Source organism: Paenibacillus terricola (genome assembly GCF_014779765.1).
In the GTDB taxonomy this organism is placed as follows: domain Bacteria; phylum Bacillota; class Bacilli; order Paenibacillales; family Paenibacillaceae; genus Paenibacillus_T; species Paenibacillus_T terricola.
The window spans coordinates 647,870-674,469 of record NZ_JACXZA010000005.1 but is presented as its reverse complement, the minus strand read 5'-3'; the positions used below and the strand labels follow the sequence as shown (position 1 = coordinate 674,469).

At 51.8% G+C, this 26,600-nt stretch carries 23 protein-coding genes and 1 pseudogene; 22 read left to right on the top strand and 2 right to left on the bottom strand.

Annotated features, from left to right (window positions below):
* Together H8B09_RS21750 and H8B09_RS21745 are read left to right on the top strand one after the other, a co-directional pair.
* Positions 1–608 (top strand): annotated as a pseudogene (locus tag H8B09_RS21750) (lamin tail domain-containing protein); the annotation flags it as partial.
* A gap of 27 nt (positions 609–635) precedes the next feature.
* Positions 636–7,619 carry an S-layer homology domain-containing protein gene (locus H8B09_RS21745; protein ID WP_191205646.1) on the top strand — a complete coding sequence of 2,328 codons (6,984 nt, stop codon included), beginning with the start codon at positions 636–638 and terminating at the stop codon, positions 7,617–7,619.
* A gap of 22 nt (positions 7,620–7,641) precedes the next feature.
* On the opposite strand, the gene H8B09_RS21740 is transcribed toward H8B09_RS21745, so the two are convergent.
* Positions 7,642–7,860 carry a hypothetical protein gene (locus H8B09_RS21740; protein ID WP_224753842.1) on the bottom strand — a complete coding sequence of 73 codons (219 nt, stop codon included), beginning with the start codon at positions 7,858–7,860 and terminating at the stop codon, positions 7,642–7,644.
* A gap of 69 nt (positions 7,861–7,929) precedes the next feature.
* Here H8B09_RS21740 and H8B09_RS21735 point away from each other — a divergent pair, with 69 nt between their 5' ends.
* Entirely contained in the window at positions 7,930–8,229 is a 300-nt protein-coding gene (locus H8B09_RS21735) for a hypothetical protein (protein ID WP_191205644.1), read from the top strand.
* A gap of 136 nt (positions 8,230–8,365) precedes the next feature.
* On the opposite strand, the gene H8B09_RS21730 is transcribed toward H8B09_RS21735, so the two are convergent.
* On the bottom strand, positions 8,366–8,761 hold the full coding sequence (locus H8B09_RS21730) for a VOC family protein (RefSeq protein ID WP_191205643.1): 396 nt from the start codon (positions 8,759–8,761) through the stop codon (positions 8,366–8,368).
* Between the two features lie 184 nt (positions 8,762–8,945).
* Here H8B09_RS21730 and H8B09_RS21725 point away from each other — a divergent pair, with 184 nt between their 5' ends.
* The 19 genes from H8B09_RS21725 (at position 8,946) to H8B09_RS21635 (ending at position 26,532) form a co-directional block, all read left to right on the top strand.
* On the top strand, positions 8,946–9,650 hold the full coding sequence (locus H8B09_RS21725) for a response regulator transcription factor (RefSeq protein ID WP_191205642.1): 705 nt from the start codon (positions 8,946–8,948) through the stop codon (positions 9,648–9,650).
* Positions 9,647–10,909 carry a sensor histidine kinase gene (locus tag H8B09_RS21720; protein ID WP_191205641.1) on the top strand — a complete coding sequence of 421 codons (1,263 nt, stop codon included), beginning with the start codon at positions 9,647–9,649 and terminating at the stop codon, positions 10,907–10,909. Before H8B09_RS21725 ends, H8B09_RS21720 begins: the two co-directional genes overlap by 4 nt.
* Positions 10,910–11,044: 135 nt before the next feature.
* Positions 11,045–11,806 carry an ABC transporter ATP-binding protein gene (locus H8B09_RS21715; RefSeq protein WP_191205640.1) on the top strand — a complete coding sequence of 254 codons (762 nt, stop codon included), beginning with the start codon at positions 11,045–11,047 and terminating at the stop codon, positions 11,804–11,806.
* 1 nt (position 11,807) lies between these two features.
* Positions 11,808–14,156, top strand: coding sequence for an ABC transporter permease (locus H8B09_RS21710; RefSeq protein ID WP_191205639.1), 2,349 nt, complete (start codon positions 11,808–11,810; stop codon positions 14,154–14,156).
* A 237-nt stretch (positions 14,157–14,393) separates the two neighbouring features.
* The gene (gene cspD, locus H8B09_RS21705; RefSeq protein WP_110044167.1) at positions 14,394–14,594 is read left to right on the top strand and encodes a cold-shock protein CspD; all 201 of its coding nucleotides are present in this window, start codon (positions 14,394–14,396) and stop codon (positions 14,592–14,594) included.
* A 101-nt stretch (positions 14,595–14,695) separates the two neighbouring features.
* The gene (locus H8B09_RS21700; protein ID WP_191205638.1) at positions 14,696–14,935 is read left to right on the top strand and encodes a cold-shock protein; all 240 of its coding nucleotides are present in this window, start codon (positions 14,696–14,698) and stop codon (positions 14,933–14,935) included.
* A gap of 356 nt (positions 14,936–15,291) precedes the next feature.
* Positions 15,292–16,074 (top strand): sulfite exporter TauE/SafE family protein, encoded by a 783-nt coding sequence (locus H8B09_RS21695; protein ID WP_191205637.1) that lies wholly within the window; start codon positions 15,292–15,294, stop codon positions 16,072–16,074.
* A 160-nt stretch (positions 16,075–16,234) separates the two neighbouring features.
* Positions 16,235–16,921 carry a hypothetical protein gene (locus tag H8B09_RS21690; protein ID WP_191205636.1) on the top strand — a complete coding sequence of 229 codons (687 nt, stop codon included), beginning with the start codon at positions 16,235–16,237 and terminating at the stop codon, positions 16,919–16,921.
* Complete coding sequence (locus H8B09_RS21685; RefSeq protein WP_191205635.1) at positions 16,922–17,653, top strand: cytochrome c biogenesis CcdA family protein; 732 nt, start codon at positions 16,922–16,924, stop codon at positions 17,651–17,653.
* Between the two features lie 20 nt (positions 17,654–17,673).
* The gene (locus H8B09_RS21680) at positions 17,674–18,228 is read left to right on the top strand and encodes a TlpA family protein disulfide reductase (protein WP_191205634.1); all 555 of its coding nucleotides are present in this window, start codon (positions 17,674–17,676) and stop codon (positions 18,226–18,228) included.
* A gap of 158 nt (positions 18,229–18,386) precedes the next feature.
* Positions 18,387–18,773 carry a rhodanese-like domain-containing protein gene (locus H8B09_RS21675; protein WP_191205633.1) on the top strand — a complete coding sequence of 129 codons (387 nt, stop codon included), beginning with the start codon at positions 18,387–18,389 and terminating at the stop codon, positions 18,771–18,773.
* 113 nt (positions 18,774–18,886) lie between these two features.
* A complete protein-coding gene (locus tag H8B09_RS21670; protein WP_191205632.1) occupies positions 18,887–19,201 on the top strand; it encodes a rhodanese-like domain-containing protein in 315 nt (104 codons plus the stop codon).
* Positions 19,202–19,316: 115 nt separating this feature from the next.
* Positions 19,317–20,465 (top strand): MBL fold metallo-hydrolase, encoded by a 1,149-nt coding sequence (locus H8B09_RS21665; protein WP_191205631.1) that lies wholly within the window; start codon positions 19,317–19,319, stop codon positions 20,463–20,465.
* 37 nt (positions 20,466–20,502) lie between these two features.
* The gene (locus tag H8B09_RS21660) at positions 20,503–21,087 is read left to right on the top strand and encodes a sulfurtransferase TusA family protein (protein ID WP_224753840.1); all 585 of its coding nucleotides are present in this window, start codon (positions 20,503–20,505) and stop codon (positions 21,085–21,087) included.
* Positions 21,088–21,153: 66 nt separating this feature from the next.
* Complete coding sequence (locus H8B09_RS21655) at positions 21,154–21,381, top strand: sulfurtransferase TusA family protein (protein WP_191205629.1); 228 nt, start codon at positions 21,154–21,156, stop codon at positions 21,379–21,381.
* Positions 21,382–21,415: 34 nt separating this feature from the next.
* Positions 21,416–21,895 (top strand): DsrE/DsrF/DrsH-like family protein, encoded by a 480-nt coding sequence (locus H8B09_RS21650; protein WP_191205628.1) that lies wholly within the window; start codon positions 21,416–21,418, stop codon positions 21,893–21,895.
* Positions 21,896–21,985: 90 nt separating this feature from the next.
* Positions 21,986–22,252: a metal-sensitive transcriptional regulator gene (locus tag H8B09_RS21645; RefSeq protein WP_191205627.1), complete on the top strand. Its 267-nt coding sequence runs from the start codon at positions 21,986–21,988 to the stop codon at positions 22,250–22,252.
* Between the two features lie 245 nt (positions 22,253–22,497).
* Positions 22,498–23,943, top strand: a complete 1,446-nt coding sequence (locus tag H8B09_RS21640; RefSeq protein WP_191205626.1) for a methyl-accepting chemotaxis protein — start codon at positions 22,498–22,500, stop codon at positions 23,941–23,943.
* Positions 23,944–24,426: 483 nt separating this feature from the next.
* On the top strand, positions 24,427–26,532 hold the full coding sequence (locus H8B09_RS21635) for an RICIN domain-containing protein (protein ID WP_191205625.1): 2,106 nt from the start codon (positions 24,427–24,429) through the stop codon (positions 26,530–26,532).
* Positions 26,533–26,600: the final 68 nt, after the last annotated feature.

Here is a 26,600-nt window from a genome sequence, read left to right as displayed (position 1 = left end):
CGGCGGTATCGTCGGATTCGAACGTGGCGACGGTATCCGTAAGCGGAACGAATGTGAGCATTACGCCAGTGGCTGCGGGCACGACAACGGTGACGGTAACGGCGAACGATGGCAACGGCGGCACCGAAACGACGACCTTCACAGTGACAGTAGAGCAGAAGAAAACGGTGTTCTTCTCCGAGCTCATCTGGGGCGATGATAATGACATGTTCCTGCAAGGCATTGAGCTATACAATCCGACAGATATGGACATTGACATATCCAACATTCGAATCGAGCGCAGTGATGGCGGCGATTCAATTGCGCTTACCGGGGATATCATTGCCCAAGGAAGCACATTCACGATCGGAGAATCTTTTTACACCGGTGGCTTGTCCTTTGATTACTACAATTACATGGGATTCTTTAACGACACGAGTCAGTCTGTAACGCTTAGCCTGTACTATGATGACGTATTGGTTGACATCGCGGTGTTTACGCCTGGCAAGTCTATGGCACGTCAATCGGGAATGAAACGTGGAAACGTACAGGGTTATGACAGCTCGGAATGGATAGATGAAGGAACGAACTACACGGATAACCTCAACACATATTCAATACAACCATAACGAATGTTTAGAAAGGAGGCCATGCGAATGAAGCATTCTCGTCAATGGGCAACCGCGGCCCTTGCAGTGACCTTGGCTCTATCGCCTGTTGCCGCATCGCCTGCATACGCCGGGTCGACTGCAAATACCTCCGTGGATATATTCTCGGACTTGCAAGGCCTGTCGAAGGAGCAAGTGTCACAAATCGCCAACGCTGTGAAAGCGGGTCTTCTCCAAGGCGATTCCTCGCATAAATTTCGGCCGAATGACGTACTGACGCGCCAAGAGATGGCCGTGCTGTTGACTAGAGCGCTGCAGCTTCCGACGGGTGAAAAGTCTGTTGCATTCTCGGATGTTTCGCCATCCCATTGGGCAAGCGGCAGCATTCAGGCGGTACAGCAAGCAGGATTGATGCTTGGATATTCCGATGCTACGTTTCGTCCAACCGCTCCCGTGACGCGGGAGCAGCTGGCAGTATTGCTTATGCGTGCTGCCCAGCTTCCGATAGAGGCGGCCGGACAAGCCGCTAACCTTTTCGATTGGAGCCACGTCAGCCCGTGGGCACAGTCTTATGTGAATGCAGCAATAAATTATGGCGTGTTCCCAACATCGGGCGGAAACTTCCAGCCGAAGGCGTCAGTGCTGCGGAAGGAGATTGCGCAGAGCTTATTAAATACGTTCCTCCCCCAGTCTAAGCTTGCACTGCTGCAGCAACTGGAGAACGGGAAGGTTACGATTAACGGGGTTGCCTATCGCATTCCTGCTGCTATGCAAGGGTTGCTGCGGCAGGCGAACCGAGAGGCGTTGGAAGGGGCAGAAATCCAATTTGTCTCAAACGGACATGTGCTGCAATCGATAACGAAGCTTGTTATCCATGCGAGCGGCATAGAGCCGGCTGAGCAAGCTCCGGAGTTCAGCGGAAACCTGGTGCTTGACGGCAATGGCGCCGCAGTGGACGGGGACCTTGTGGTGGCGGGCAATTATATTACCGTGCGCAACCTGAAGGTGAAGAAGGACTTGCAGATTACGCCTGAGTTAGAGAATGATTTCTACGCACGCAACCTTGAGGTCGAAGGCAACACTTTGATTTATGGCGGAGATGACAACACCGTTGTATTCTCTGAATCTCAACTGAAGAACGTCGAGATCAACAAAGAGAACGTTCATGTGGAGTTGCTTGAGAGCACCTCGGTTCAAGCGGCGACCGTGCTGTCAAATGCTACTTTGAGCAATCATACCTCTTCAGCCTTACAGCAAGTAACGGTAGCGGGAGGCGCCGAACAGGTCACTCTGCAAGGATCCGTCCAGAATGTGGCGGTGAACACGCAGCAGGCTTCGACGCTTTCAGTGAATGGAACGGTCGGGAGCATGACTATTAATACGTCGGAGCCGTTGAATTTGAACGGGGGAGGCACGATCTCCACGATGCAGGTCACTAATCCAGCGGCCAACGTGCAGGTCGATTCGACCGTACAAGTGCAGGGTATTTCCTATGATGCGGGCGTACCCACATCTACAGTGAAGCTGGCCAGTGCCTCGACCCCTGCTGTAAATACGGCGCCTAGAGTTGTGGTTCCGTTCGCCAGCCAATTGACGACTGTGGGCGATAGCGACTTAACCATTGGCCTGACAGGTCATTTCATCGACGATGAACAAACGGTGTTGAAATATGCCGTTACCTCCTTAAACAATAAAATATGCAAAGCGGTGCTGGTTGGAGATTCGATCGTGCTGACGCCGGTTGCTCGAGGCACCGTGAATATAGCCGTAGTAGCCGATGATCAGGCGGGCAAGAAGGCCAACACGACCTTCACGGTAACGGTTAACGAGCCGCCGAAGAGCAGTGGGATTCCGAGTCAGACCAAGTCGATCGGAACGGGCAATGTAACCGTAGCGTTAAACGATTATTTTAAGGATGCTGATCAGGACATGATCGTGTACGAGGCTTCTGTTGCGGATACATTGGTCGCGAAATACGCGCTTAATGGTGACCAGCTTGTGTTGATGCCGGTAAAGGTTGGCGTAACGACGGTTACGATCAAAGCGTCCGATGGACGCGGAGGCAGCTTGACCGACATATTCCAGCTTACGGTATCGCCGCCGCCGAACCAGAATCCGGTTGTGCAGCAGACCCCAAGCGGCCAGACGTTAACGGTAGGCAAATCTGATTATATGCTGGATCTGTCGCCGCTGTTCAGCGATCCGGACGCGGATGCCCTGACGTACGAGGTGTCATCGTCGAATACGGGCATTGCGACGGTGACGCTGACGGGAACGCAAGCGAAAGTGCATGCCGTCGCTACCGGAGCGGCGACGATCCAGCTGAAAGCCAAGGATGGCAAGGGCGGCGAGGCGACGACGCAGTTCCAAGTGACGGTCAATGAACCGCCAACGATTGCAGCGCTACCTGCTCAGTCACTTCAGATGGGCAGCGCGCCATCCATTGTCAATCTCAGCTCCTATCTTAGCGATAAGGAGAACGATACGCTGACGGTATCGGCGACCTCGAACCAAACAGGTGTCGTAAAGGTATCTGTCACGGGTAAGCAACTGACACTGACGCCTGTTGCGACAGGCTCGACGACGATCGCGGTTACGGTATCGGATGGACGCGGCGGTCAGACGACGGCGCAGCTGGCGGTTACGGTATCGCCGCCGCCGAATCAGAAACCGGTTGTGCAGCAGACGCCAAGCGGCCAGACGTTAACGGTAGGCAAAGCGGATTATACGCTGGATCTATCGCCATTGTTCAGCGATCCGGACGCGGATGCCCTGACGTACGAGGTGTCGTCGTCGAATACGGGCATTGCGACGGTGACGCTGACGGGAACGCAAGCGAAAGTGCATGCCGTCGCTACCGGAGCGGCGACGATCCAGCTGAAAGCCAAGGATGGCAAGGGCGGCGAGGCGACGACGCAGTTCCAAGTGACGGTCAATGAGCCGCCAACGATTGCAGCGCTACCTGCTCAGTCGCTTCAGATGGGCAGCGCGCCATCCATTGTCAATCTCAGCTCCTATCTTAGCGATAAGGAGAACGATACGCTGACGGTATCGGCGACCTCGAACCAAACAGGCGTCGTAAAGGTATCTGTCACGGGTAAGCAACTGACACTGACGCCTGTTGCGACAGGCTCGACGACGATCGCGGTTACGGTATCGGATGGACGCGGCGGTCAGACGACGGCGCAGCTGGCGGTTACGGTATCGCCGCCGCCGAATCAGAAACCGGTTGTGCAGCAGACGCCAAGCGGCCAGACGTTAACGGTAGGCAAAGCGGATTATATGCTGGATCTATCGCCGTTGTTCAGCGATCCGGACGCGGATGCCCTGACGTACGAGGTGTCGTCGTCGAATACGGGCATTGCGACGGTGACGCTGACGGGAACGCAAGCGAAGGTGCATGCCGTCGCTACCGGAGCGGCAACGATCCAGCTGAAAGCCAAGGATGGCAAGGGCGGCGAGGCTACGACGCAGTTCCAAGTGACGGTCAATGAGCCGCCAACGATTGCGGCGCTACCTGCTCAGTCGCTTCAGATGGGCAGCGCCCCATCCATTGTCAATCTCAGCTCCTATCTCAGCGATAAGGAGAACGATACGCTGACGGTAACGGCGACCTCGAACCAAACAGGTGTCGTAAAGGTATCTGTCACGGGTAAGCAACTGACACTGACGCCTGTTGCGACAGGCTCGACGACGATCGCGGTTACGGTATCGGATGGACGCGGCGGTCAGGCGACGGCGCAGCTGACGGTTACGGTATCGCCGCCGCCGAACCAGAATCCGGTTGTGCAGCAGACGCCGAGCGATCAGACGTTAACGGTCGGCCAAGCGGATTATATCCTGGATCTGTCGCCGCTGTTCAGCGATCCGGGCGCGGATGCCCTGACGTACGAGGTGTCGTCGTCGAATACGGGCATTGCGACGGTGGCGCTGACGGGAACGCAAGCGAAGGTGCATGCCGTCGCTACCGGAGCGGCAGCGATCCAGCTGAAAGCCAAGGATGGCAAAGGCGGCGAGACTACGACTCAGTTCCAGGTGACGGTCAATGAACCGCCAACGATTGCAACGCTTCCTGCACAGGGGCTTCAGATGGGCGACGCGCCGACAAACATCAATCTCAGCTCCTACCTGAGCGATCCGGAGAATGATGCGCTGACGGTAACGGCGACTTCGAACGACACAAGCGTCGTAACAGTGTCTGTCACTGGCAAGCAGTTGACGTTGACGCCTGTTGCGACAGGCTCGACGACGATCGCGGTTACGGTATCGGATGGACGCGGCGGACAGGCGACGGCGCAGCTGACGGTTACGGTATCGCCGCCGCCGAACCAGAATCCGGTTGTGCAGCAGACGCCGAGCGATCAGACGTTAACGGTCGGCCAAGCGGATTATATCCTGGATCTGTCGCCGCTGTTCAGCGATCCAGACGCGGATGCCCTGACGTACGAGGTGTCGTCGTCGAATACGGGCATTGCGACGGTGGCGCTGACGGGAACGCAAGCGAAGGTGCATGCAGTCGCTACCGGAGCGGCAGCGATCCAGCTGAAAGCCCAGGATGGCAAGGGCGGCGAGGTAACGACGCAGCTCCAAGTGACGGTCAATGAACCGCCAGTAATTGCAACGCTTCCTGCACAGGGGCTTCAGATGGGCGACGCGCCGACAAACATCAATCTCAGCTCCAACCTGAGCGATCCGGAGAATGATGCGCTGACGGTAACGGCGACTTCGAACGACACAAGCGTCGTAACAGTGTCTGTCACCGGCAAGCAGTTGACATTGACGCCTGTTGCGACAGGCTCGACGACGATCGCGGTTACGGTATCGGATGGACGCGGCGGTCAAACGACGGCGCAGCTGACGGTTACGGTATCGCCGCCGCCGAACCAGAATCCGGTTGTGCAGCAGACGCCGAGCGATCAGACGTTAACGGTCGGCCAAGCGGATTATATGCTGGATCTGTCGCCGCTGTTCAGCGATCCGGACGCGGATGCCCTGACGTACGAGGTGTCGTCGTCGAATACGGGCATTGCGACGGTGACGTTGACGGGAACGCAAGCGAAGGTGCATGCAGTCGCTACCGGAGCGGCAACGATCCAGCTGAAAGCCCAGGATGGCAAGGGCGGCGAGGCGACGACGCAGTTCCAGGTGACGGTCAATGAACCGCCAGTAATTGCAACGCTTCCTGCACAGGGACTTCAGATGGGCGACGCGCCGACAAACATCAATCTCAGCTCCTACCTGAGCGATCCGGAGAATGATGCGCTGACGGTAACGGCGACTTCGAACGACACAAGTGTCGTAACAGTGTCTGTCACCGGCAAGCAGTTGACGTTGACGCCTGTTGCGACAGGCTCGACGACGATCGCGGTTACGGTATCGGATGGACGCGGCGGTCAGGCGACGGCGCAGTTGACGGTTACGGTATCGCCGCCGCCGAACCAGAATCCGGTTGTGCAGCAGACGCCAAGCGATCAGACGTTAACGGTCGGCCAAGCGGATTATATGCTGGATCTGTCGCCGCTGTTCAGCGATCCGGACGCGGATGCCCTGACGTACGAGGTGTCGTCGTCGAATACGGGCATTGCGACGGTGACGTTGACGGGAACGCAAGCGAAGGTGCATGCAGTCGCTACCGGAGCGGCAACGATCCAGCTGAAAGCCCAGGATGGCAAGGGCGGCGAGGCGACGACGCAGTTCCAGGTGACGGTCAATGAACCGCCAGTAATTGCAACGCTTCCTGCACAGGGACTTCAGATGGGCGACGCGCCGACAAACATCAATCTCAGCTCCTACCTGAGCGATCCGGAGAATGATGCGCTGACGGTAACGGCGACTTCGAACGACACAAGTGTCGTAACAGTGTCTGTCACCGGCAAGCAGTTGACGTTGACGCCTGTTGCGACAGGCTCGACGACGATCGCGGTTACGGTATCGGATGGACGCGGCGGTCAGGCGACGGCGCAGCTGACGGTTACGGTTCAGGCTGCAGCATCGCAGAACCAAGCGCCAAATGTTACAGCCTCCATTTATGAACAGGTGCTGACGGCAGGTGTGACGAACGCACGGAGTTACGATTTGACGCAATTGTTCGAGGACCCAGACGGAGATGCGCTAACCTTTACGGCTGTTCCAGCGGCAGCGGGCATTGTCCAGGCAGCGATCAACGGCGGCATGATTACATTGACGCCTAGCGCGACAGCAGGCAGCACGACGGTTCTAATTACAGCAGACGATGGCAAAGGCGGCACGGCCACGTATAGTTTGACAGTACGCAATGCGCCGCTTGCAGCTAATGGACTAGTGAATATACGGACCAAGCAAGGCGTCAAGGAGAGTATCTTGTATGATTTAGCAGCTGTTTTTCCAAACCAAACCCAATTCAAGGTCTATACGGGTACGCCGGATTCCACGTTTACCGGTCCAACCACTTTGAATGGAACGAAGTGGACTTGGGATGGCATGCCGCTTAATACTTGGATCATTGGAGCAGATGGCACTGCAGCAGTCCTAAGTGTGGCGGTCGATCCACAGGGAGCGGAGGAGCTGTATTTCTCGCAATATATGGACGCGGGCAATGGGCGTACGGCGCTCCAGCTCTACTTTAATCCAGTAGGAGACACTTCTCAGACGGTATCGGGGTACACGCTTGAGGTCTACCAGTATAATAAGAATACCGGACAGAAGTCTTCCTATTCAAAGGCGTTATTACCGTTGTGGAAAGGCATGCCGTACTTATTCATCGACCAGGTTTTTTATGACTTTTTCGATATCACGAACGCAACATATTACAATGAAGAATTAGCGCTATTTAATGGTGGAACGACGCTTACGACGGGCTTTGTCTTGAAAAAGAACGGCGTAATCATCGATGTGCTGGGCGATCCAAACGCGACCACTGCGTTTATGCCCAATGGCGGCACCATCATCCGCAAGTCCGGCATCCGTGCAGGGAATACGAGCTTCCAATTGTATGGCGAGTGGACGTCATACCCGGTCGGAACGCTCCAGTACATTGCTGGTCATACGTCGTAAGCCGACAATGGTTTAGCGCACTTCAAACGAAGGGCACCTCTTGCAATGCGAAGAGGTGCTTTTTTGTTGCTGCATTATGCTGTAAGTCGCTGATCATCGGAATGACTCGCTCGAGGTTTTCCCTGTTTTCGCGAATGCTGCTAATGCCAAGATGCGCGGAGACGACGTAACGGATGATGATATCACGTGGAATTCGCACCTGACTGTCGTTCGGCTGCGCATTCATCGACCGATGGTTCATTTTTTGCTTATCGTGCCAACTATAGTAAAATGGTGTCTATGCAGAACTATGGAATAAAGAGGTGCACGAATGGCAATTAGCTTCATCCGTTCTATCATCGCTCGACTAGAGAAAGAGATTGCTGACCTTCAGAAGTTCGTTCGTGAACATAAGAAGAAACGTGATCATTTGTCGTCCCAAATCAAACAGCTTCAGCGTGACCAGAAATTGAGTCAATCGATGAACGATTTGAGCAGCAAAATCTCACGGGAAGTTAAGCTTAAGAAAGCCATTGATGAGATCGATGGCACGCTCGCTCACTCGGCTAAGCAGTTAGCTGAGAAGCAGGCACGCTTGGCCGAGCAGAAGCAGAAGCAATCTGCGGAATAAGTCTAAGAAAGTCAAAATGGTTGAGCAGAAGGAAATCTGCTCAACCATTTTGTTGTTAGGGATGCTTCGTATGCCGTGCGGCATCTGAACTGAACAAGAGCTAGCGATGCTCGCGTGGTTCGATTAAAGCATCAACTTATTTCGCATTCGGATCCGGCTGATGAATACCGATTACATTGCCTTCCGTATCGATGCAATACCCCTGCCATGCCATCCCTGGCAGAGCGTATTTGGGCAAAGCGATTTGACCGCCGTATTCCAAAATCTTCGCTTCAGTGGAGTCATAGTCTTCCACGCCAATAGTGCAGGCGAAGCCATTCATCGGCTGACCGGGTTGCGGAGCAGGGCCGCGACGCTGCATCAATGCCCCGTTAATCCCCATCTGATCGGCATCTCCCGTTGTCGCTCCGAAATACGGCATCCCCGCATATGCGCTCCAATCCTCGAACGTCCATCCAAAAATCTCGCCGTAAAACTTCTTCGCACGCTCCATATCATCGACATGAATCTCGAAATGCACAACTCTGCCCATAAGTCCCTCCTAGGATATGACCTGCGTACTTATTCGTTAAAAGGATTGCCAATCCTGCCCAGAATGAGACGGGTTAAAACAAGTAAAGCGTTGTACAACATCCCCATTCCCCCTAATATGTTTATATGATTGCTAGAAAATATCCCCTATTCCATACAAACTCTTTATCCTAAGGAGAATCCCAATGAAATACGACTGTTTAATTGTAGATGACGAGGAAGTGCTGGCGGAGACGACAAGCGAGTATTTCAATATGTTCGACGTTCAGTCGGCTTATGTGACGAGCTCGGAGGCGTGCCTTGCGTTTCTGCAGCAACATGAGGTGTCGCTCATTCTATTAGATATTAATCTGGGAGCAACGTCGGGATTTGAGCTGTGTCGAAAGCTTAGACAAACGACGCAGATCCCGATTCTGTTTATTAGCGCGCGTACGAGTAATGACGACATTCTCATCGCGCTCAACATCGGCGGGGACGATTATATCCAGAAGCCGTACACGCTCAGCGTTCTGCATGCGAAGGTGAAGGCCGTGCTCAAGCGCTACAACAGCACAACCATCAACGCCAGCACTACAACCGTGACACCATCGCTCGATTACGGCCCTGTCACGATCGACGAACAGATGGAACGCGTCCGCGTCCAGGGCGTAGAGGTCAAGCTCAAGGCAATGGAATTCAAGCTGCTCACCTATCTGGCCAGCAACAAGAATCGGATCATTCCGAAGGAAGAGTTGTTCCGCCAAGTGTGGGGAGACTCCTTCGTCGGCGACGGCACGTTGAACGTACATATCCGCCATCTCAGAGAGAAGCTTGAAGTGAAACCTAATGAGCCGCAATACATTAAGACTGTGTGGGGCAAAGGGTACATCCTGGAGGACGGCAGCTTATGAAGTCCAAGGGACTGCTCGTCATCGCCGCAGCTATATGCGCAGCCGGCCTTCTATTCTTTATCCTCATTAACCGAATAGCGATCAACACCGATGTCGACGTCGTCGCTGTCAATGAAATCGTGAAAACAGTGGAGAGCCACTGGCCGGACCTGGCCCCCGAAGATTATCAAGCCGTCACGCTCCCGTTCGTCGTGCTCGACAATAACGGCGCGCCTATCTACGAGACGTCGACCGGTTTGTTCACGACCTTTAATAATGCCGTTAAACATAACGGTACGATCATGGACATCACGAAAGACGGGCAGCAGCTTGGCAAAATCATCGTGCTCAACGACTACAAGCAGACGTTTCACGACATTAAGCATCGACTTGCGTTGAGCGTCATCATCGCATTCGCTCTGCTCGCTTTATTGTGCGGCGGTTATGCGATCTGGTTGAATCGCACCGTATTTAAGCCGTTCATGCGACTGCAGAGCTTCGCCTCCCAGATTGCGACCGGCAATCTGGATGTTCCGCTGCCGATGAGCCGCCACAACCCTTTCGGCGCTTTCACGGAAAGCTTCGATCTCATGCGCGAGCAGCTTGCCGCTGCAAGGCAAAGCGAATATGAAGCGAACCGAAGCAAGAAGGAACTTGTCGCGAGTTTAAGCCATGATATTAAGACACCGGTAGCTTCTATCAAGGCGGTCGTGGAGTTAATGCTTGTCAGCGCGCAAGACGAGAAGACAACCCGACAGCTCGGCAACATTTACGCAAAGGCGGAGCAGATTCATTTGCTTATTACGGACATGTTCCATGCCACGCTTGAAGAGATGACGCAGCTTCACGTAACGGTTAGCGAGCAGTCGAGCAGCATTGTGCAGGAGATGTTCGCCAAGGCGGATTATGATGAACGCGTTCATTGCGAGCCGCTCCCGCCATGCCTTGTGCTTATGGATACGTCTCGTCTTCAGCAGGTGATCGATAATGTCATCAGCAACGCGTACAAATACGCGAAGACGGATGTGACGGTGCGCTCATGTATCAGGAATGACCACTTGGAACTCAGTATTCTGGATTATGGGAATGGAGTGGATCCAGATGAGCTGCCGCTGTTGTTTAACAAATTTTATCGGGGTGCTAATGCGGAGGGATTGAGCGGATCTGGCCTCGGATTATTCATCTCCAATTACCTCATGCAGAACATGCAAGGTGAAGCGGAATGCTTCAACCGCAGTGACGGCTTTACCGTCATCCTTCGATTGAAGCTGGCTTCCTGACCGATTTAAGAATCCGTTAAGAAATGCGCAAAGCTCTACTAAGAATTGGTTCGGTATAGTAAGGGTGTAGCATGAATGACGGCCTGTTGCGACGCAGAAGAGAAGCGATAATCTTAAATCGATGAGGGTGATTGTATGCAAAATGTATTACTTAGAACGGAGAAGCTGTGCAAAACGTTCTCCAGCGGCGGACTCCAGCAGCATGTATTGAAGAACTTAGACATTAGTCTGATGAAAGGTGATTTCACGGTCATCATGGGAAGCTCAGGCTCCGGCAAATCGACGCTGCTCTACGCACTGAGCGGCATGGATAAACCAACGCTTGGAACGATTCACTTCGGGGACAATGAAATTTCGAAGCTGAACAACGATAAGCTGGCGATCTTCCGCAGAAACAACTGTGGTTTCGTGTTCCAGCAAATCCATCTGCTCGACAACATGAGCGTGCTCGATAACGTGTTGGCAAGTGGGCTGCTCATTAGCCGCAACAAGAAGGAGACGGCAGCACGAGCGAAGCAGATGCTGCTTGAAGTTGGACTGGGCGAAGAAGCATGGAGGAAGTTCCCTTCCCAGCTGTCGGGCGGCGAGGCGCAGCGGGCAGGCATTGTGAGAGCGCTCATTAATAAGCCGGCAATTCTGTTCGCCGATGAGCCAACTGGCGCGCTTAATTCCGCGGCTAGCGACAGCGTGCTTGATGTGCTGACAGCGATGAATAAGAGCGGGCAGAGTATCGTCATGGTTACGCATGATATTAAGACGGCGATGCGCGGCAATCGGATTCTTTTTCTGCGAGATGGCGTCATTCGCGGGGATATGTCATTAGGTGCTTACGAGAAAGGCCACAGCGTTGAACGGCAGGAGCAGCTGCAAGATTTCCTGGCCGACATGAGGTGGTAAGATGAGCATCATGAATCTGATCAAAGCGAATTTGCGCAAAGGGAAGGGCACCGTCGTTTCCCTCATTCTGCTGATCGCGGCAGCATCTTTGCTGCTGAATGTGGGTCTTACGATTATTTCGAGCATGTCCTCCTTCTATGAACATAAGGTGGAGGAGCTTAGCGATCCGTATGTCGTTATGATGATGAAGAAGTCCGATTACAAGGATGAGAATGGCGATTTCTTCAGAAACTATAAGGGCGTGACCGCGACCGAGATTGAGCCTGTTATCGTTATGCCTTCAGCTACGATGCGTTTCGGCGACAGTGATATGAACACGGCACTCTCCCTGCTTAATGCGGATTCGAATCGGAGCTTAGGACCGTTGCAGTTGATCGACCGACTGGGCACAGTACCCGCAGCTGATGCGATCTACTTGCCATACAGCTACTATAAGAGCGGCGGCTACCGGCTCGGCGATACAATATCGATTGCGTTCCAGAATAAGTCGTACCGTTATCAAACGGCAGGATTCTTCGAATCGACGATGCTTGCTACGAACAATATGGGTCTTATCAAAATGTTCCTGTCGGACGCTGCCTACCAGAAGCTGGCCGCTGAGCTGGGCGAGGATGCGAGCGGCATTCTGATATCGGCAACCATGCAAGATATGTCGCAATCGACGAGAATTCTCGATGATTATCATAAGGTCTATCCGCTTGCCACGGAGGGCGTAAACGCGAAGTTTCACTACATGGCCGATATCGAAGTGATGAAGCAGGTTAGCGGCCTCACGGTCAACATGATTGCAGCCATTCTTGTCGCGTTCTCCATTGTTATTGTACTCGCGGCGCTGCTCGTTATTCGGTTCCGAGTATCTAATATCATTAAAGACAGTGTCGTGAATATCGGGGTGTTGAAGGCGCTTGGCTATACCAGTCGGCAAATTACATCCTCGCATGTAGGACAGTTCTCGCTCATTTCGTTCATAGCAGGTGCGATAGGTGTAGCCTTATCCTATGCGCTGTTCCCAGTGTTTGGAGGTATCTTGGCTACACTAACGGGGCTTATATGGGAGCAGCAGGCACAAGGAACTCTTATTCTGGTGAGTATGCTGCTCGTCGTTGGGTCCGTTACGCTCGTCGCTTTATTCACGTCGATGCGTATCCGCAAGCTGCATCCTGTTATGGCGCTTCGCGGCGGCGTGAAGACGCATAACTTCAAGCGCAATTATTTCTCCCTGGAGAAAGCGAGAGGCGGATTGCAGCTGCTGCATGCCTGCAAATCGATCATGATCAACAGCAGACAGAATCTGATGATCACTGCTATTATGATTGCCGTTACTTTCGCATCCGTATTCTCGATTGCGCTGTATGATAACATCGCAAGAGATAAGACTGCATTCATTCATCTCGTCGGCGCAGAAACGTCAAACGTTGCAATTCAATCAAGCTCCGAGGCGAACAGCGGGGAGCTTAAGGCCGCGATTGATCGGATGGCAGGTGTGAAGAAGTCGGTCATACTTGACAACATAACGACGACGGTGGACGGGCAAAGCATTCTGACCAGCGTATCGGATGACTATAGCAAGCTCAACAATCAGATGGTTTACGATGGCCGATTCCCGAAATTCGATAATGAAATTGCAATTTCTTGGGCAGTGTCGAAGCTCATCAACAAAAGCGTCGGGGATACCGTTACGGTAGAAACGGGCGGCGCAACTTACACCTATTTAGTGACGGGGCTAAGTCAATCGATCAGCAACATGGGGCAAGCGGCGTACCTGACGCTATCAGGCGCACAGCATCTAATTCCAAGTTATACGGGGCAGCTCATTCAGGTTTATTTGGACGGGGTAACGAATACGCAGTTTATGAATGAAGTGAAGGCGCAATATGGCGATATGATTACTGAGGTGACGGACATCGATGCGACGATCGACAGCCAGAGCTCCATCTATTCGTCTGCCGTAGCTGCAATCATGGCGATTGTGCTGGTCATTACGATTATTGTCGTCGTGCTGATTCTGTTCATGGTCGTACGTACGACGCTGCTCAAGCGCAGACGTGATTTCGGCATTATGAAGGCGACGGGTTATACGACGCCACAGTTGATGAATCAGCTGGCATTCAGCTACATTCCGATCATGCTTGCGGGTGTAATTATCGGCGGACTGCTTGGCGCGCTGTTGACGAATAGCATTCTGACGGTGCTGCTCACTGGCGCAGGCATTCATAATGTACAGTTTGTTATTAAGCCACCTGTTATTGCAGGATTGTGTGCTGGATTGGTACTGCTGGCATATGCCGTATCGATGACCGCAGCTTACCGAATGAAGCATATTACACCGCATGGATTGATTACGGAGTAGCGAATAGAATGCTGCTTAACAGGCTTGCGAACAGGCCCAGCAAATCCCTAGTTTGTTTTATGGCTAGGGATATTGCAATTATGAGAAAAGTGAGTTATAATGGGTTGATTGGAATGCTGACCTTTAATTCACACGTTGTAGAAGGTTATTGTTTTAATACAATAAGCTTGTACAATATGTGAATTTATTTTTCAAGAAATAAAAGCACATATTTAAACAAGAAGGAGGTGCTCCTACATGCAAACTGGTACAGTGAAATGGTTCAACGCAGAGAAAGGCTTCGGCTTTATCGAGGTTGAAGGTGGTAACGACGTATTCGTACATTTCAGCGCAATCGTTGGTGATGGCTACAAATCGCTCGACGAAGGTCAACGCGTAGAGTTCAATGTTGTTCAAGGCAACCGCGGACCGCAAGCTGAGAATGTTGTAAAACTGTAGTATCCTTGTAAGTCGTAAGTAACAATGCCTCGAACATCATGTTTGGGGCATTGTTCTTTTTTGAATAATTGGTTAAGCAATTGGGAGGAGGTCAGGAGGCAGTGTACTATTCAAAGAAAAAGGAAGCGGAAGTCCCCCTTGAGATGACGGCAGTCTGGTACTGCGCACAGGATGGGTGTAACGGATGGATGAGAGATAATTTTTCATTTGAAGAGGCGCCGACTTGTCATTTCTGTCACACGCCGATGGTTAGTGGGATGAGAGAGCTTCCTGTACTCGTTAACACAAGAGAGATTCAGAAGTCCAACTTTAAGGGTAAGCAGATCGTTAATAAAAGCTAGGCCATTGGACGGTATGTTTCTTTGCCTGCATCATGAAGAGCCACATCCGCATGAGGATGTGGCTTTGTCGATTTCCGAATCGTTCAATCAGCAAAGCCGTATCCGCAGAGGATACGGCTTTTTGTCTTGTTCTTGTACGGAGGCTCCCTATGGCAGTTAACTGAAGCCGGATCGATGAATAGGCGGTTAGTTGCAGGGCTTTATCAAATAACGAGCTCGCAACCATTTTTTGTACAGATAATAATAGGCTGGGCTCAATTGACAAGGGGGCAATCAGCACGTATTATAATACCCATGGGGGTATATGTATAACGCATCATACTCAAATGACAACAAAGAATGGGGAGTGTTATAAAATGGATTTAGATTTTGGCTGGCTGCTCACATTGTTCGCAATCGGGTTTATCGGTTCATTCATTTCCGGCATGGTAGGCATCGGCGGTTCGATCATCAAATATCCGATGCTGCTCTATATACCGCCGGCGTTGGGTTTTGTCGCATTCACCGCACAAGAAGTATCGGCGGTTAGTGCTGTACAAGTATTCTTCGCAACCATTGCAGGCGTATTCGCTTATCGCAAGAGCGGTTTGATCAACAAACAGCTGGTGCTCTACATGGGCATACCGATCGTAATCGGCAGCTTTGTCGGCGGGTATGGCTCCAAGTTTCTGCCCGACTCGGCCATCAACCTGACCTATGCGGTGCTGGCGCTTGTTGCGGCTATTATGATGTTCCTTCCGAAGAAAGGCCAAGAAGGCGATTCTGCCAAGCTTCAATTCAACAAAATGATTGCCGGTCTATCCGCTGCGGTCGTCGGCATTCTGTCAGGCGTCGTTGGCGCCGCCGGCGCATTCATTACCGTTCCCATTATGCTCGTCGTTCTCAAAATACCGACGCGCGTCGCGATCGCTTCTTCGCTCGCCATTACGTTCATCTCATCGATCGGCTCGACCGCCGGCAAAGTGATGGGCGGACATATGCTGCTCGTTCCGTCGATCATTATGGTAGTTGCAAGCATCATCGGCTCGCCGATTGGGGCGAAGATCGGTCAGAAGCTGAACGTGAAGGTGCTTCAAATGGTGCTCGCGGTGTTGATTGCAGCAACGGTTGTAAAGATTTGGTGGGGCATACTGTCTTAAAAATAATCGTGGTCTTTTTTTGGCCACTTCAATACCCCATGGTGTATATGTATAATGAACAAAGAGCGGACGCATGAAACAAGAGGCGCTCGCTCTTTGTTCTATCTGCACATGTGCGATGGATTTAGTTTGTTAGGTTTATCAGCAAAGGAGTAGATCCATGTATACCGTACAAGCAGGTCCATTCGTGTTGAATTTGGAAATCGCCATCTATCTGATTGCGGGCATGCTCGGTATGCTCGGCATGCGAATCAGTATGAGACAGCACGAGGACAAGTCAAAGATAGCGGGCTTTGCGATGAATGCCGTGTTGATCTGGCTGCTCGTTTGGAAAGGCAGTCTGCTGTTGTTCAGTCCATCTGAAGTTCTCTCCAATTTGTGGTCATTGATTTATTATAGCGGAGGCGAGAAGGGCGCTTGGCTTGCGTCGACGCTGTCAGCTTCTTATATGATGATACGCTTAACGCAGGCTGGGCTGGGAGCAAGAAGATCCGGAATGCTCCTCACCGTCATGATATTTGGCTGGACCTCCGTTTATTATGCCGTGCAGGCGATGCTGTTGGACGAGTCCATTATGCCGCATTCATTGCTTGCAAGCGGAACATTTCTTCTATTCGTCATTCTCATAGTCGCGAGAACGGCCGAGATTTCTCTCAAGACGATTTGGCTGTGGTACGGGCTCGGCAGGGCCGCTGTCTCCTTCATGGAACCGGACGAACGGTCAGTGCTCTACGGCTTCGGCGCCGAGCAATTAGTCTGGCTTCTCTTCTCGAGCGGGGTGCTGCTTCTCATTATTCAATCGGAGCGAGCCATTCGATTGCGCGGCAAAGCGCAAAGGGAGGACTAAATGGAACAGGTGACTTTGTTTGCTGCTTTCGCTGCAGGACTGCTATCGTTCCTATCGCCGTGCGTTTTTCCGCTTGTGCCCGTATACGTCTCCCATTTGACGGAGTCCGCCATTCAAGACAATCGGGTGGTTGCGGACCGAAGGCTTCTCTTCCGGCGCTCGATCAGCTTCATTCTCGGATTCAGCGCTGTATTTGTATTAATGGGGACATCAGTTGGTCTGATAGGGCGAATATGGGCGGAGCAGCGGCAGTGGATCGAGCAAATAAGCGGACTTCTGATTGTCGCGTTCGGGCTGCAGATGGCAGGTCTGCTTCATATTCGGCTGCCGGCTTTCCTGCGCCTAGGCGCGGGCTTCAGCAAAAGGTTCAACAAAGGCGTCAGCCGCGGGAAGTTCCGGTCGTTCATGATCGGCGTGGCGTTCGGAACGGGTTGGACGCCGTGCGTAGGCATGGCATTGTCCAGCATTCTTCTGCTGGCAGGCACAGCGGATACAGTGTGGCACGGAGCGTTCTTGCTTGCGGTTTATTCGCTTGGCATGGGAATGCCGTTTCTTCTTCTTTCGCTTATCGTTACTCGATCGCTTGGCGTTCTTCGGCGCATTCATCGGTTTCTGCCGATGTTGTCCGTTGCGAACGGCGTCTTATTCATTGCGATGGGCCTGCTGTTGTTTACCGGACAGTTCCAGCGCATCAGCGCTTGGCTTTCCGGATTTATCGTATGGAACGCATAATGGGACGAAGGAGTGGAACGATGAAGAAGAGCATAATAGGCGTATTCGTCTTGCTTGCACTGGTTGCTTACGGTTTGTACCAAAATAAAACGGCCGGCTCTGGCAACTCGTCTACCGATGCGCAGTTGCTTCAGCAGACGGATACCGGCACGCGGAAGGGCGAGCAGGCCCCGGATTTTGAGTTGAAGGATTTGGGCGGCAACGCGGTCCGGTTGTCCGATTATCGTGGACGAACGGTCTTCATTAATTTCTGGGCTACCTGGTGTCCGCCCTGCAAGGCAGAGATGCCGCATATGGAACGGGTTTACAAAGATTACGCTGCTCGAGATGTCGTGATTCTGTCGGTGAATTTAACGACGACCGAGGCGAAGGCTTCAGATGTCGATGACTTCGTCAGCGAATATGGACTGACCTTCCCTGTCGTCCTAGACGAAGCGGGGATTATAAAGAGGCAATACAAGGTTACTGCTTATCCGACCACATACGTAATCGATAAGAACGGTATTATAAGAAACAAGTATGCCGGTGCGATCAATGATGAGATTATGACAAAGGCGATTCGGCAGTTGGAATAGTGTTCGATCATTCGTCCTGATTTATCAAAAAATTAACTTTGAAATTGCTATTGCAAACATACCCCATGGGGTATATAATGAAAACAAGTTAGGCGACACACTAATTTTTTTTAAATCAATCTATACCCTGACGGGTATCAATACAAGGAGGTGAGTTCATGGATACGAATCTTATTATCAACATCGCGATTGGCGCCGGCATCGTGTGGTTCCTTGCTTCTCGTTTCAAAGGTGTAAAGGGACTTCGTAACGTCAATGCCGATCAATTGCAGAATGAGCTCAAATTGAACCGAAACCATATGCTGATCGACGTGCGCGAGCCAGGCGAAGTGAAGCAAGGTTATATTCCGGGCGCCATCAATATTCCTTTGTCCCGATTGCAGCAGCGCGTAAGCGAAATCCCTTCCGACCGCAGCGTTTACCTGTATTGCCGAAGCGGAATGAGAAGCAAGCAAGCAGCTAAGGTTCTCTCCAAGAGAGGATATCAGAATCTGGCGCATCTGCAAGGCGGCATCATGGCCTGGAAAGGTCAGTTGAAGAAATAAGAGGAAGTTGACAAGAGCGAGCCGAAGACTTATGATAATACCCATAGGGGTATACGTTAATTAGTCGTTATCAAGCATATAACAAACTATAATATTATTAAGGAGAGATTGAATTGGCTGGTAAGTTCTCTAAAGAAATCACGACCGACGAAGTGGCGGCTTTAATCAAACATGGAAAAAAGCTTCATATTGTGGATGTTCGCGAGTTGGACGAATGGCAATCCGGCCATATTCCAGGTGCGAAACATATTCCGCTGGGCACGCTAGGGCAGAGACGTTCAGAGATCGATTCGAAGCAAGAAACCATTGTCGTCTGCCGCAGCGGCAATCGCAGCGGTCTGGCATGCGAGATGTTGGAATCGCTCGGTTACGATGTCGTCAACATGACGGGCGGCATGATGAACTGGAACGGAAACGTCGAATTTTAAAGCTTGTGACGGAACGAAATAAACGACAATCAGAGTAAGCCATTGCCGAAACGGGCAAAAAATTTTAACCATTTATATACCCATAGGGGTACACCCATAAAAGGAGCGAATACAAATGACAACAACTGCAACGTACCAACCAATGACGGCTAAAGAAGTTACTCGATATGTTCTGGACAAACAACCGCTATTCATTCTCGATGTTCGCAACGAAGGCGACTATAACGACTGGCGAATCGAAGGCGAAACGATTGAATCGATCAACGTACCTTATTTCGAACTGCTCGAAGGTGTAGAGGGCATTATGGACCGCATTCCTGCCGAAGGCAAAGTGCTCGTAGTATGCGCGAAGGAAGGCTCGTCCATGTTCGTAGCAGAGCAGTTGGCTGAGACTGGCCGTGCAGAAGTGTTCTACCTCCAGGGCGGCATGAAAGCATGGAGCGAATATTTGGAGCCTGTGAAGGTGGCTGACCTGAAGGACGGCGGCGAACTGTACCAATTCGTACGCATCGGCAAAGGCTGCCTGTCGTATATGGTTATCTCCAACGGCGAAGCGGCTACGATCGATACGCTGCGCATGACGGACGTATTCGAGCAATTCGCTGCAGAGAAAGGCGCAACGATCAAGCATACCATCGATACGCACCTTCATGCGGACCACATTTCCGGTGGACGCCAGCTGGCTGAGAAGCTTGGCGCTACGTACTGGCTGCCTCCGAAGGATGCAGGCGAAGTGACGTTTGAATATGCAGCACTTAATGACGCCGAAGAAATTACGGTTGGCGACACGCAAATCAAAATCCAGGCGATATACTCGCCAGGCCACACAATCGGCAGTACGTCCTTTGTTGTAGACGACCGTTACCTGCTGTCAGGCGACATCCTGTTCGTAGAATCGATCGGACGTCCTGACCTTGCAGGCCTTGCAGAAGACTGGGTTGGAGATCTGCGCAACACGCTGTACAACCGTTACAAAGAGCTGTCTGAAGAACTGGTCGTGCTTCCTGCACACTTTGGCAAAATTACAGAGCTTGGCGAAGGCGGCAAAGTATCCGCTCGTCTGGGCGATCTGTACCAGAACAATCCAGGACTCAATATCCATGACGAGGCGGAATTCCGCCGTGCAGTAACGGAAAATCTGCCGCAGCATCCAAACTCTTACCAACAGATCCGTCAGACGAACATGGGTAAAATCGCACCTACGTCCGATGAGCAGCGCGAAATGGAAATCGGACCGAACCGCTGCGCTATTCACGACAAGTAAGCTGTTGATCGTAAAGAATCGAAAGGGGATCATACCATTGACTAACCAAGCACAAATTCAAGTAGACCTTACGCTTGATTGCAAAGGGCTTGCCTGCCCGATGCCGATCGTGAAGACGAAGAAAGCCATCGAGACGGTTCAAGCGGGTCAGGTCGTCGAACTTCAGGCAACAGATAGAGGCTCGCTCGCCGATATCCAAGGCTGGTGCAAAAATACAGGTCATCAATACCTGGGAACGATTGAAGAAGACGGCGTTCTGAAGCATTACATCCGCAAGTCGAATGCGGATGAAGTAAAGCCGGAAACGAAGTTTGCGGTAACGATGACGACGGAGGAGCTTCAAGCGAAGCTCTCCGGCGGCGACGCAATTACAGTGCTGGACGTTCGCGAGCCTGCGGAATATGCATTCCAACATGTAGCATCCGCTATTAACATCCCAATGGGTGAACTGGAAGGCCGCATCGGAGAATTGAAGAGCGATGCCGCTATCGCAGTTATTTGCCGCACCGGCACTCGCAGCGACCTGGCTTGCCAGCTGCTGCAGGACAAAGGCTTCACGAATATCTCGAACGTATTGCCGGGCATGACCGGCTGGAACGGCCCAACGTCTAAATTGAACTAATAACGATCGAATTAACAAACTAAGGATACGGTCACGGACCGATACATTTTGAGGAGGATAACACAAATGAATAAAGATCTGGTTGTTGATACGAAAGGCCTGGCATGCCCAATGCCGATCGTAAAGGCGAAGAAAGCGCTGGACGGCTTGCAGTCCGGTCAAGTCATGGAAGTGCTCTCGACGGATAAAGGCTCGGTCAATGACTTCCAAGCATGGGTGAAACAGACGAACCACGAGCTCGTGAAGCACGAAGAAGAGCAAGGCGTCTACAAGTTCTACGTCCGCAAGGCATAAATCTTAATCATCGAGAGGAGAACGGATAATCGTTATGGAGCAAAAGAAGAAAACGACAATCGTATTGTTCAGCGGCGACTATGACAAAGCGATGGCAGCCTTTATCATTGCCAATGGCGCAGCGGCTTACGATCATGACGTTACGATCTTTGCAACCTTCTGGGGATTGAATACGCTTCGCAAGGATGAGGCGGTTCAAACGAATAAAGGTATGCTGGAGAAAATGTTCGGCTGGATGATGCCGCGCGGCGCGAACAAGCTGGGCTTGTCCAGAATGCAAATGCTCGGCATGGGACCGAAAATGATCAAGCATGTTATCAAGAAGCACAATGCAATGACGCTGCCGCAGCTGATCGAGCTGGCGCAGGAGATGGGTGTCAAGATCGTGGGCTGCACGATGACGATGGATTTGCTCGGCATCCAGAAGGAAGAGATGATCGAGGGCGTCGAGCTCGGCGGCGTAGCGGCTTATCTCGGGGACGCTTCCGAAGGCAACGTAAACTTGTTTATCTAGAAAATTCGGATAAAGAGTATGAGCGCGTACCTTTATGCTTTATAATATACCCATACTTGTAAGTGTGCGTTCAGAAAGGATGAAGAAGATATGGATTATAACTACTCGGATGAGATCAAAGCGCGCCTCAAACGAATCGAAGGACAAGTTCGCGGCGTATTGCGCCTCATGGACGAAGGAAAACCGTGCAAGGATGTCGTAAGCCAGCTGTCGGCGGTTCGCAATGCTTCTGACCGGGCGATCGCGCAGATCGTTGCCGAGAATCTTCAGCAATGCATCCTGGAAGAGCAGACGACAGGCGGGGACACAAGCAAGCTCGTTAAGCAAGCGGTGGAGCTTCTGGTGAAGAGCAGATAAGGTATTCGTTAGGACGAATGAAGGCCTACGCGGCAGTATTTGCTGCGTAGGCTTTTCTTCGGCAAGCAGGTGCCGGCATTGGGCCAGGAGATTTAAGCCGATTATGGACTCAGCGATCCGCTGAGTTTTTTTGTCTCTTCTTAACCAACAACATCCCGCAGCCGATAACAATGATGTATGGTTTGTTTGGATGAGAACATTAGAGAGCAGCAATTGTACATACTTAAGGGGAGAGAAGGGTTAGCATGTCCGCGAGCTTGCTGGAACTGCACAAGAAGAACAAATTAATGGTATGGCTGCTGATCGGAACGCTTCTATTAGGGATCGCGATCTCGGATGAGGCAATCCAGAAGACACTGGCGATAGTCGGAATTCCGTTCTGCCTATTGTGTGTCGGATTGACATGGAGAAGGATTGCCGTTCCTCATATTCGCTATTTGGTATCCGTGGGGCTAGGTGTTATCAGCTTCTTCTTTATTCGAGAGGGCACTACGTTTGACAGCTTGTATCTCCTCTATTTTGCAATGGCGATTATTTCGATTTATCACGACTATCGTCCGATTGTGCTGAGCGGCGTACTGTCGATTGGGATGACGGTTTATTTTGGAGAGACGAAGGAAATCTTCGCATCGGTTCCGACGGTTGATCTGGTCGCTTACCAGGTTGTGACGCTGGCGGCGTTGATTGCGCAGAGCATACTTGGAGCGAAGGTCGTTAAGAAAGCAGAAGTTAGCGCAGAGGAGTCGGCCGAAGCGAGAACGCGTACGGAGGACGTACTTGGCGAGGTGAAGCGTTCGGTCAATGTGTTGGGCGATTCCATACATAGCTTGCAGCAAAATGCGGGTCACACCGGCGAGATCTCCTCGCAGGTCGTCATTGCATTCCAAGAAATCGCGAGCGGCATCGAGACGCAAGCGACTAGTGTTACGGATATCTCGAACGCTATCCTACAAGTGAGCGAAAGCATTAGCACGACGATGGAAGCCTCCGTCTCCATGAGCGAGAAGTCAAAGGAAACGGCAGAGCTGACGCTGCTTGGACATTCCAAGATGGAAGAGCTAACGCACAATATGAACGAGATTGACCAGTTGGTAGGCAGTACATCCGTCGTAATGAACGAGGTCAATGAACAGAATGAGAAAATCAGCAGTATCGTAACGACGATCCAAGAGATCGCTAACCAGACGAACTTGCTTTCATTGAACGCATCGATCGAAGCTGCAAGGGCCGGGGATCAGGGCAAAGGCTTCTCTGTCGTCGCTTCCGAGATTCGCAAGCTGGCGCAGCACGCGCAGGATGCGTCCACTGACATTGCAAGCATTCTCGCTTCGATCCAATCCAAGATCGGACAAGCTACAGGGCTGGTGCAGCATGGGCAGGTCATTGTAGGAGCGGGCAAGGATTCAGCGGCGAGCGCGGCGCAGTTGTTCAGCGGCATTCAGACGAATGCAGTTGAAGCGCAGGATCAGGCCGGCCATATTCGCGAGCTTAACGAAGGCTTGAACGCTGCATCCCACACGGTCGTTCAGGAGATTGCGACAGTGGCGTCCTTCACAGAGCAGTCGGCGGCGTCCGTTGAAGAGGTGTTGGCGAGCTCGATCGAGCAGCAGCGTTATGTGGAAGATATCGTGTCGTCGATTTCGCAGCTGCAGGAGCTGATGACGAAGCTGGATCAGACCGTTAAACGATAGGCAGGTTAAAGGTTTAGCAGGTTAAGAAACCACATCCGAGCGGATGTGGTTTTTTTTTTGCAGACAGCGGGAGGTTGGATTGTGATTCATATATTTGTTAATCGGATGTGGGGATTCGATCTTGTGAACCATTTCTTATAGCAGGGGGGGATTCCCTCTAAGTGGCCTAGGTAATGGAACGTTAGAAGCATTCTGAATGATCTGAAAATTTTAGAATAGCCAACTGAATTGAGTTTGGTTATAATGGTTTCGTTAACCAGTTAACAAAAACGTAACAATTCAACTGTGTCATCGTCTTTCAGACGATCGGCTGTAGTGGGGCTCTTCGTGTGCGGGACGTGAGAGGAGGGGGTCAACTCTTAAATCGTTTATTGTTTTGTAAGCGCTTAACCGGCATTCAATCATCCGGTGATGACAGGTGAGGCTCTCCAATCCATAAGCGTTTTCCTAAACTTTGCACATGAGAGGGGATTGTTTAACGAAATGCAGCGTACACAGCGAATTTGGACTAATAAGCTCCTGATTATGACCGTCATCTGCGTGTTGTTCATTGTCAGTGTGAGCAGCAGCGCGTTCGGTGCGGCTATATCGAATACCACGTCGTCGACTACGAGGGTATCGGTGCACGATCCGAATGTTTATTACGATTCGACGACAGGCAAATATTATATCTATGGCTCGCATGTTGCACAAGCATCGAGCACCGATCTAAGAAACTGGTCGTATATTGGCACGCAGGGCTATACGAATACGAGTCTATACGGCGCACAGACGTATGAAGGCTATTACTATATTAAGAACAAGAACAGCGGACTCTATCTGGATGTTGAGAACGGATCGGCCGCGGATGGCGCGAACATTCGCCAGTGGTCGTATAACGGGGCGGACGCTCAGAAGTTCCGCATTGTTTATTACGGTAGCGGTGACTATTATTTGCTGACGGGCGCTTCTGCGTATAAGAGCAGTGTTGATGTGTATAACGGCTCGTCTGCCAACGGTACGAACATTGATCAATGGACGTATTGGGGCGGCACGATGCAGCTGTTCAAAATTCAGCAGAATGACGACGGCACCGTCGCATTCCTGACGAAATCGTCTGGTTACGCTTCAGCACTTGATGTATTGAACGGCAGTACAACGGCAGGCGGTAATGTGGAGCAGTGGCCTTATTGGGGCGGCGACATGCAGAAGTGGAAGCTGATCAAAGCTGGCGGTACGGGCAACTCCTCGCGTGCTGCAAGCGCAGCGCTCACTTCAGCGTTGGCTCGTTCATTCGCATATGCAGGATATAACGATCAAGACAGCTCGGGCGGCACATCCGTATGGGCGCCGGCTATTATCTATAACTCCTCGTATGTATGGGCGGACGGTTCGACTGGCGCATACATGATGTACTACTGCACGTCGTCGACTTATATGCGTTCCGCAATCGGTTATGGCGTATCGAAGTCCGTAACGGGACCATTCGAATATGTCGATACGATCGTCTATTCCGGATTTACGAGCGCAAGCAGCCCGATCACGACGACGTCGTCGCTGGGTACGAAGACCGTTGATATTTGGTACAAAAATACGAACATCCAAGACCTGATCGATAAAGGTACGTTGTCGGGTACGCGAAGCGGTTGGTTCAATAGCAGCGGCGGGTTCAACAATACGTTGTTCCCGAATGCGATCGACCCTGCGCTGACGTATGACAGCAGCGGTAACCTGTGGATGAGTTATGGCTCATGGTCCGGCGGCATCTACATTCTCCAGATCAACAAGTCGACTGGCCAGCCGATCTACCCGGGCGCTGACAGCGGCGACACGGACCGTTACTTCGGCAAGCGTATCGCCGGGGGCTACGGCAAATCCGGCGAAGGCCCATTCATCGTATATGATGCAAGCGCTGGCTACTACTATTTGTACGTAACTTACGGCGGCTTGGCTAATGCAGGCGGCTATCACATTCGCGTGTACCGTTCGACGTCAATCAACGGAACATATACGGACGCGGCAGGCAACTCGGCTGTGTACTCTTCCGCATCCATTACGCAGGGCAACTACGGCATTAAGCTGTTCGGCAACTACAACTTGTCCGGTCTGACGCTTGGCTATAAGTCCGGCGGTCACAACTCGGCATTGATTGATACGGATGGCCTGCGCTATCTCGTGTACCACACACGGTTCAATAATGGAACGGAAGGGCATGAGGTTCGTGTGCACCAGCAGTTCCTAAACGTTGATAAGTGGCCGGTAACGGCAGTTTATGAGTTCTTGGGCAGCAGTATTTCATCCACTGGCTACAGTGCTAGCGACATGCAAGGCACGTATCAGTTCGTCAACATGGGTCTGGATGCGGCGACTTCCGGCGTTGGCATGCTGACGACTCAGAGCGTAACACTTAATTCGAACGGCACGATCTCGGGCAGCGTCACCGGTACGTGGTCGAGCACGTCGGGCTCCTACTACTGCACGATGGTAATCGGCGGCGTCACGTACAAAGGCATCTTCTTCAAGCAAAGAAACGAGTTGTCAGCCCATACCGAAGTGATGACGTTCTCGTTGATCGGTTCGAACAACACGGCGATTTGGGGATCGAAGTAAGTTTCTGTTCATCCTAATACATGAGAGCCAAGCAGTTGTCTAATTAGACAGCTGCTTGGCTTTTGCTT

Coding starts and splice junctions, on each gene's coding strand:
- H8B09_RS21715 (WP_191205640.1), top strand. CDS start 11,045: ATGCAAAATGTATTACTTAGAACGGAGAAGCTGTGCAAAACGTTCTCC.
- H8B09_RS21645 (WP_191205627.1), top strand. CDS start 21,986: ATGGATTATAACTACTCGGATGAGATCAAAGCGCGCCTCAAACGAATC.
- H8B09_RS21655 (WP_191205629.1), top strand. CDS start 21,154: ATGAATAAAGATCTGGTTGTTGATACGAAAGGCCTGGCATGCCCAATG.
- H8B09_RS21680 (WP_191205634.1), top strand. CDS start 17,674: ATGAAGAAGAGCATAATAGGCGTATTCGTCTTGCTTGCACTGGTTGCT.
- H8B09_RS21650 (WP_191205628.1), top strand. CDS start 21,416: ATGGAGCAAAAGAAGAAAACGACAATCGTATTGTTCAGCGGCGACTAT.
- H8B09_RS21740 (WP_224753842.1), bottom strand. CDS start 7,860: ATGAACCATCGGTCGATGAATGCGCAGCCGAACGACAGTCAGGTGCGA.
- H8B09_RS21685 (WP_191205635.1), top strand. CDS start 16,922: ATGGAACAGGTGACTTTGTTTGCTGCTTTCGCTGCAGGACTGCTATCG.
- H8B09_RS21640 (WP_191205626.1), top strand. CDS start 22,498: ATGTCCGCGAGCTTGCTGGAACTGCACAAGAAGAACAAATTAATGGTA.
- H8B09_RS21735 (WP_191205644.1), top strand. CDS start 7,930: ATGGCAATTAGCTTCATCCGTTCTATCATCGCTCGACTAGAGAAAGAG.
- H8B09_RS21725 (WP_191205642.1), top strand. CDS start 8,946: ATGAAATACGACTGTTTAATTGTAGATGACGAGGAAGTGCTGGCGGAG.
- cspD (WP_110044167.1), top strand. CDS start 14,394: ATGCAAACTGGTACAGTGAAATGGTTCAACGCAGAGAAAGGCTTCGGC.
- H8B09_RS21635 (WP_191205625.1), top strand. CDS start 24,427: ATGCAGCGTACACAGCGAATTTGGACTAATAAGCTCCTGATTATGACC.
- H8B09_RS21710 (WP_191205639.1), top strand. CDS start 11,808: ATGAGCATCATGAATCTGATCAAAGCGAATTTGCGCAAAGGGAAGGGC.
- H8B09_RS21730 (WP_191205643.1), bottom strand. CDS start 8,761: ATGGGCAGAGTTGTGCATTTCGAGATTCATGTCGATGATATGGAGCGT.
- H8B09_RS21665 (WP_191205631.1), top strand. CDS start 19,317: ATGACAACAACTGCAACGTACCAACCAATGACGGCTAAAGAAGTTACT.
- H8B09_RS21720 (WP_191205641.1), top strand. CDS start 9,647: ATGAAGTCCAAGGGACTGCTCGTCATCGCCGCAGCTATATGCGCAGCC.
- H8B09_RS21690 (WP_191205636.1), top strand. CDS start 16,235: ATGTATACCGTACAAGCAGGTCCATTCGTGTTGAATTTGGAAATCGCC.
- H8B09_RS21695 (WP_191205637.1), top strand. CDS start 15,292: ATGGATTTAGATTTTGGCTGGCTGCTCACATTGTTCGCAATCGGGTTT.
- H8B09_RS21675 (WP_191205633.1), top strand. CDS start 18,387: ATGGATACGAATCTTATTATCAACATCGCGATTGGCGCCGGCATCGTG.
- H8B09_RS21745 (WP_191205646.1), top strand. CDS start 636: ATGAAGCATTCTCGTCAATGGGCAACCGCGGCCCTTGCAGTGACCTTG.